The 5,706-nt window shown below is 52.2% G+C and carries 1 protein-coding gene, 4 tRNA genes and 2 rRNA genes; all 7 read right to left on the minus strand.

Features of this window, described 5'->3' with window-relative positions; genetic code table 11:
• Positions 1-75 (minus strand) — tRNA-Glu (locus H8S11_RS13550).
• A gap of 3 nt (positions 76-78) precedes the next feature.
• Positions 79-154 (minus strand) — tRNA-Lys (locus H8S11_RS13555).
• Positions 155-241: 87 nt separating this feature from the next.
• Positions 242-3,083, minus strand: a 23S ribosomal RNA gene (locus tag H8S11_RS13560).
• A gap of 257 nt (positions 3,084-3,340) precedes the next feature.
• A tRNA-Ala gene (locus H8S11_RS13565) sits at positions 3,341-3,416 on the minus strand.
• 25 nt (positions 3,417-3,441) lie between these two features.
• Positions 3,442-3,518, minus strand: a tRNA-Ile gene (locus H8S11_RS13570).
• Between the two features lie 123 nt (positions 3,519-3,641).
• Positions 3,642-5,172, minus strand: a 16S ribosomal RNA gene (locus tag H8S11_RS13575).
• The 16S and 23S rRNA genes sit together here with 4 tRNA genes alongside, the layout of an rRNA operon.
• Before the next feature lie 328 nt (positions 5,173-5,500).
• The coding region (locus H8S11_RS13790) for a hypothetical protein (protein ID WP_207722007.1) at positions 5,501-5,706 on the minus strand (206 nt) is incomplete at its 5' end.

Raw genomic sequence — 5,706 nt, forward strand, 5'->3', positions numbered from 1 at the left:
TGGTGACCCGTACGGGAATCGAACCCATGTTTGCGGCGTGAGAGGCCGCCGTCTTAACCGCTTGACCAACGGGCCGTGTGGTGCGCCTTCAGGGATTCGAACCCGGGACCCACTGATTAAGAGTCAGTTGCTCTACCAACTGAGCTAAAGGCGCATTTTGCGCTTTTGTCTGCACCCTGAAAACCGAACAGTGAAGCCGCATTCCTTGCTTACAAGCGCCTGCATTCTATTCTTAACCTTTTAGGTCAAGCCCTCGGCTTATTAGTATCGGTCAGCTCAACACCTCACAGTGCTTACACCTCCGACCTATCAACGACATAGTCTACGTCGAGCCTTACTCCATAAAGGATGAGAGATCTAATCTTAGGGGGAGTTTCACGCTTAGATGCTTTCAGCGTTTATCTCGTCCAGACGTAGCTACCCAGCTGTGCCCTTGGCAGGACAACTGGTGCACCAGAGGTCTGTCCATCCCGGTCCTCTCGTACTAAGGACAGCTCCCTTCAAATCTCTTACGCCCGCAACAGATAGGGACCGAACTGTCTCACGACGTTCTGAACCCAGCTCGCGTGCCACTTTAATCGGCGAACAGCCGAACCCTTGGGACCGAATTCAGCCCCAGGATGTGACGAGCCGACATCGAGGTGCCAAACCTCCCCGTCGCTGTGGACGCTTGGGGGAGATCAGCCTGTTATCCCCAGGGTAGCTTTTATCCGTTGAGCGACGGCACTTCCACTTGCATACCGCCGGATCACTAACTCCAACTTTCGTTACTGCTCCACCCGTCGGTGTCGCAGTTAGGCTCGTTTATGCGTTTACACTCAATGCACGATTTCCGTCCGTGCTGAACGAACCTTTGAGCGCCTCCGTTACCTTTTAGGAGGCGACCGCCCCAGTCAAACTGCCCACCTAACAGTGTCCCCCGACCGGATTCACGGCCGCAGGTTAGAAAACCAGTAAATCAAGGGTGGTATCCCAAGGGTGGCTCCACCTGAGCTGACGCCCAGGCTTCCAAGCCTCCCACCTATCCTGTACATGATTTACCAATCCTCAGTATTAAGCTACAGTAAAGCTCCATGGGGTCTTTCCGTCTAGTTGCGGGTAACCGGCATCTTCACCGGTACTACAATTTCGCCGGGTGGGCTGTTGAGACAGCGCCCAAATCGTTACGCCATTCGTGCGGGTCAGAACTTACCTGACAAGGAATTTCGCTACCTTAGGACCGTTATAGTTACGGCCGCCGTTTACTGGGGCTTCAATTCAAACCTTCGCTTGCGCTAAGCTCTCCTCTTAACCTTCCAGCACCGGGCAGGCGTCAGCCCATATACGTCATCTTTCGATTTAGCATAGACCTGTGTTTTTGGTAAACAGTCGCTTGGGCCTATTCTCTGCGGCTCCCCTTAGGGAGCTCCCCTTATCCCGAAGTTACGGGGTAATTTTGCCGAGTTCCTTAACAACCCTTCTCCCGTTGGCCTTAGGATTCTCTCCTCATCTACCTGTGTCGGTTTGCGGTACGGGCACCTTAGCATACACCAGAACTTTTCTCGCCTCGTTATTCTCCGACTTCCCTACTTGATTTCGGTCCCTTTCGCCCGGGTCAACCAACGCCCGGGTTCGGATAGCTCCAAGTGTCCTTCTGGTTTAAGTTTCGGTGGCTACGGAATTTCAACCGTATGTGCATCGACTACGCCTTTCGGCCTCGCCTTAGCTCCCGGCTTACCTTGGGCGGACGAACCTTCCCCAAGAAACCTTAGATTTTCGGCCATTATGATTCCCACATAATTCTCGCTACTCATTCCGGCATTCTCACTCGAATAAAGTCCACCGCTGCTTCCGCTACGACTTCACCCCTTATTCGACGCTCCCCTACCACTGCATTAGATGCAATCCCAAGCTTCGGTTATACGCTTAGCCCCGTTACATTTTCCGCGCAGAGTCACTCGACCAGTGAGCTATTACGCACTCTTTTAATGAGTGGCTGCTTCTAAGCCAACATCCTGGTTGTTTTCGCAACTCCACATCGTTTTCCACTTAGCGTATATTTGGGACCTTAGCTGTGGGTCTGGGCTGTTTCCCTTTTGACCACGAGACTTATCTCACGTAGTCTGACTGCTAGTCATCAATTATCCGGCATTCAGAGTTTGATAGGGTTCAGTAACTTTATCAGCCCCTAGCCCATTCAGTGCTTTACCTCCGGTAATCTAAACTAACGCTAGCCCTAAAGCTATTTCGGGGAGAACCAGCTATCTCCAAGTTCGATTAGAATTTCTCCGCTATCCACAAGTCATCCGCCACCATTGCAACGGGGGTCGGTTCGGTCCTCCATGGGGTTTTACCCCCACTTCAACCTGCTCATGGATAGGTCACCTGGTTTCGGGTCTATTGCACGCGACTTTATACGCCCTATTCAGACTCGCTCTCGCTTCGCCTCCGGTGCTGAACACCTTAAGCTTGCCACGTACAATAACTCGCCGGACCGTTCTACAAAAAGTACCTCATCACACTTTAACGTGCTTTGAGTGCTTGTAAGCACAAGGTTTCAGGTTCTCTTTCACTCCCCTCCCGGGGTCCTTTTCACCTTTCCCTCACGGTACTGCTCCTCTATCGGTCATCAAGTAGTATTTAGGGTTGGAGGGTGGTCCCCCCAGTTTCCCACAGGGTTTCACGTGTCCTGCGGTACTCTGGATCCTGACTAAATCGACTCAGCTTTCGCTTACGGGACTATCACCCGCTGTGGTCGGCCTTCCCATACCGTTCAGCTAGCCTATCAATCCGTTGCGTCAGTCCACAACCCCGAAGGATAAATCCTTCGGTTTGCCCTCTTCCGCGTTCGCTCGCCACTACTTGCGGAATCTCTGTTGATTTCTCTTCCTCGCCCTACTTAGATGTTTCAGTTCAGGCGGTTCCCCGCCTACGCCTATTTGATTCAACGCAGGCTGACAGAGTATTGCTCTGCCGGGTTTCCCCATTCGGAAATCCTGGGATCGAAGCTTATGTGCAGCTCCCCCAGGCTTATCGCAGCTTGTCACGTCCTTCATCGGCTCTTGATGCCAAGGCATTCCCCTTGCGCTCTTATTAGCTTGACCTTCGTAGAACAACCTTTTCAAGCTGTTCTCTTGGTTCTATAAGAATTATGCAGGCCTCAGATTCAGTTTCATTGTAGTATTTGTTACCCTTTTAATTCCTTAAAAAGTCCACAAATTTTACTTTGTTACCTCTCTGTTGCTTGCTCGCAATTTCTTGCTTGCTTCACTGTTCAGTTTTCAAGGTGCAGTTCTCCGACCCTTTTCAAGGTCAGATCGAAATGCTCACCCTCTTGGGTAAACACTTCGATTTGATCTTGTGGTGGAGGTTATCGGACTCGAACCGGTGACCCCCTGCTTGCAAAGCAGGTGCTCTACCAACTGAGCTAAACCCCCTTATCCGGGTGCCCTCAGCTTTTGGTGGTGGGCCCAAGTGGACTCGAACCACCGACCTCACGATTATCAGTCGTGCGCTCTAGCCAGCTGAGCTATGGGCCCGTGAGCCCCCACCGCTCCCCTTACGGCGTGCGCCCTCTAAATTAAACAACGTGACCCCTACTTTGCACAGACGTCTGACCTTAGGACGTTACAAAAACCTGTCGGCTTTTGAACTCTCCTTAGAAAGGAGGTGATCCAGCCGCACCTTCCGATACGGCTACCTTGTTACGACTTCACCCCAATTATCGAACCCACCTTCGGCCGCGCCCCCCTTGCGGTTAGGCTACGGACTTCGGGTGTTCCCGACTCTCATGGTGTGACGGGCGGTGTGTACAAGGCCCGGGAACGTATTCACCGCGGCATGCTGATCCGCGATTACTAGCGATTCCAACTTCATACAGGCGAGTTGCAGCCTGCAATCCGAACTGGGATGGCTTTTAGGGGTTTGCTCCACCTCGCGGTCTTGCTTCCCTCTGTTGACCACCATTGTAGTACGTGTGTGGCCCAGGACATAAGGGGCATGATGATTTGACGTCGTCCCCACCTTCCTCCGTTTTGTCAACGGCAGTCTCGCTAGAGTGCTCTTGCGTAGCAACTAACAATAAGGGTTGCGCTCGTTGCGGGACTTAACCCAACATCTCACGACACGAGCTGACGACAACCATGCACCACCTGTCACCGGCGCTTCCGAAGAAGAAGGTGTATCTCTACACCGGTCACCGGGATGTCAAGCCCTGGTAAGGTTCTTCGCGTTGCTTCGAATTAAACCACATACTCCACCGCTTGTGCGGGCCCCCGTCAATTCCTTTGAGTTTCAACCTTGCGATCGTACTCCCCAGGTGGGATACTTATTGTGTTAACTGCGGCACGGAGGGGGTCAGACCCCCCACACCTAGTATCCATCGTTTACAGCGTGGACTACCAGGGTATCTAATCCTGTTTGCTCCCCACGCTTTCGCGCCTCAGCGTCAGTTGCTGTCCAGCAGACCGCCTTCGCCACTGGTGTTCCTCCTAATATCTACGCATTTCACCGCTACACTAGGAATTCCGTCTGCCTCTCCAGTACTCAAGAACTACAGTTTCAAATGCAGGCCACAGGTTGAGCCCATGGTTTTCACATCTGACTTGCAGTCCCGCCTACACGCCCTTTACACCCAGTAAATCCGGATAACGCTCGCCACCTACGTATTACCGCGGCTGCTGGCACGTAGTTAGCCGTGGCTTATTCCTCAGGTACCGTCACTTGCTTCGTCCCTGAGAAAAGAAGTTTACAACCCGAAAGCCTTCTTCCTTCACGCGGCGTTGCTGGGTCAGGCTTGCGCCCATTGCCCAATATTCCCCACTGCTGCCTCCCGTAGGAGTCTGGGCCGTGTCTCAGTCCCAATGTGGCCGGCCAACCTCTCAGTCCGGCTACTGATCGTCGCCTTGGTGGGCCGTTACCCCGCCAACCAGCTAATCAGACGCGAGTCCATCTCAGAGCGATAAATCTTTGGCAGTCAGAGCCATGCGACCCAACTGCATCATGCGGTATTAGCAGATGTTTCCACCTGTTATTCCCCACTCCAAGGCAGGTTACTCACGCGTTACTCACCCGTCCGCCACTAAGTAACTCACTCCATTGGACGAATCCTCTGTCATGAGCACTCCGTTCGACTTGCATGTGTTAAGCACGCCGCCAGCGTTCATCCTGAGCCAGGATCAAACTCTCAATAAAATGGTATTTAAAGAACCGAAGTCCCTCAAATCATATTATCGAAACTTTTCCAAGCTTCAAAGAAATTTACGGTCATCCGTTTCAAGCTTCGCTTGTCTTCGAACAACCAAATCCATATCTGGTGCTTTTCGTTTGTCACGTTGTTTAATTTACAAGGTACACGCCGCTCCGTGCGGCGGGTTTTTATCTTACCACATTCAGTTCGCTTTGTCAAGAACTTTTTTCGAGCTTTTTCAAACTCTTTTGTCCTCTCATTCGCCGCTCCCTTAGTGGCTTGCCGCTGCCCTCGCGGACAGCTTGATTAGGTTACCACACTTCATTGCCTTTGTCAAGCACTTTTTTTCGCCAGTTTCAAACTTTTTTCGTCTGTCCCCTGGACCGCCTCGTGTGGCTCCCTCCGCTCCCCCGCAGGGCTTGCCCCTGCCGCAGAGCGCTTGCTTATATTAGCAAACACTTCCTCCCTTGTCAACACTTTTTTCCCACTTTTTTCCCCTTTTTTTATCCCCTCCTTACCTACACTATATCTTCCCCTCC

This window comes from Flintibacter hominis, from assembly GCF_014287965.1.
Classification (GTDB): domain Bacteria; phylum Bacillota; class Clostridia; order Oscillospirales; family Oscillospiraceae; genus Lawsonibacter; species Lawsonibacter aceti.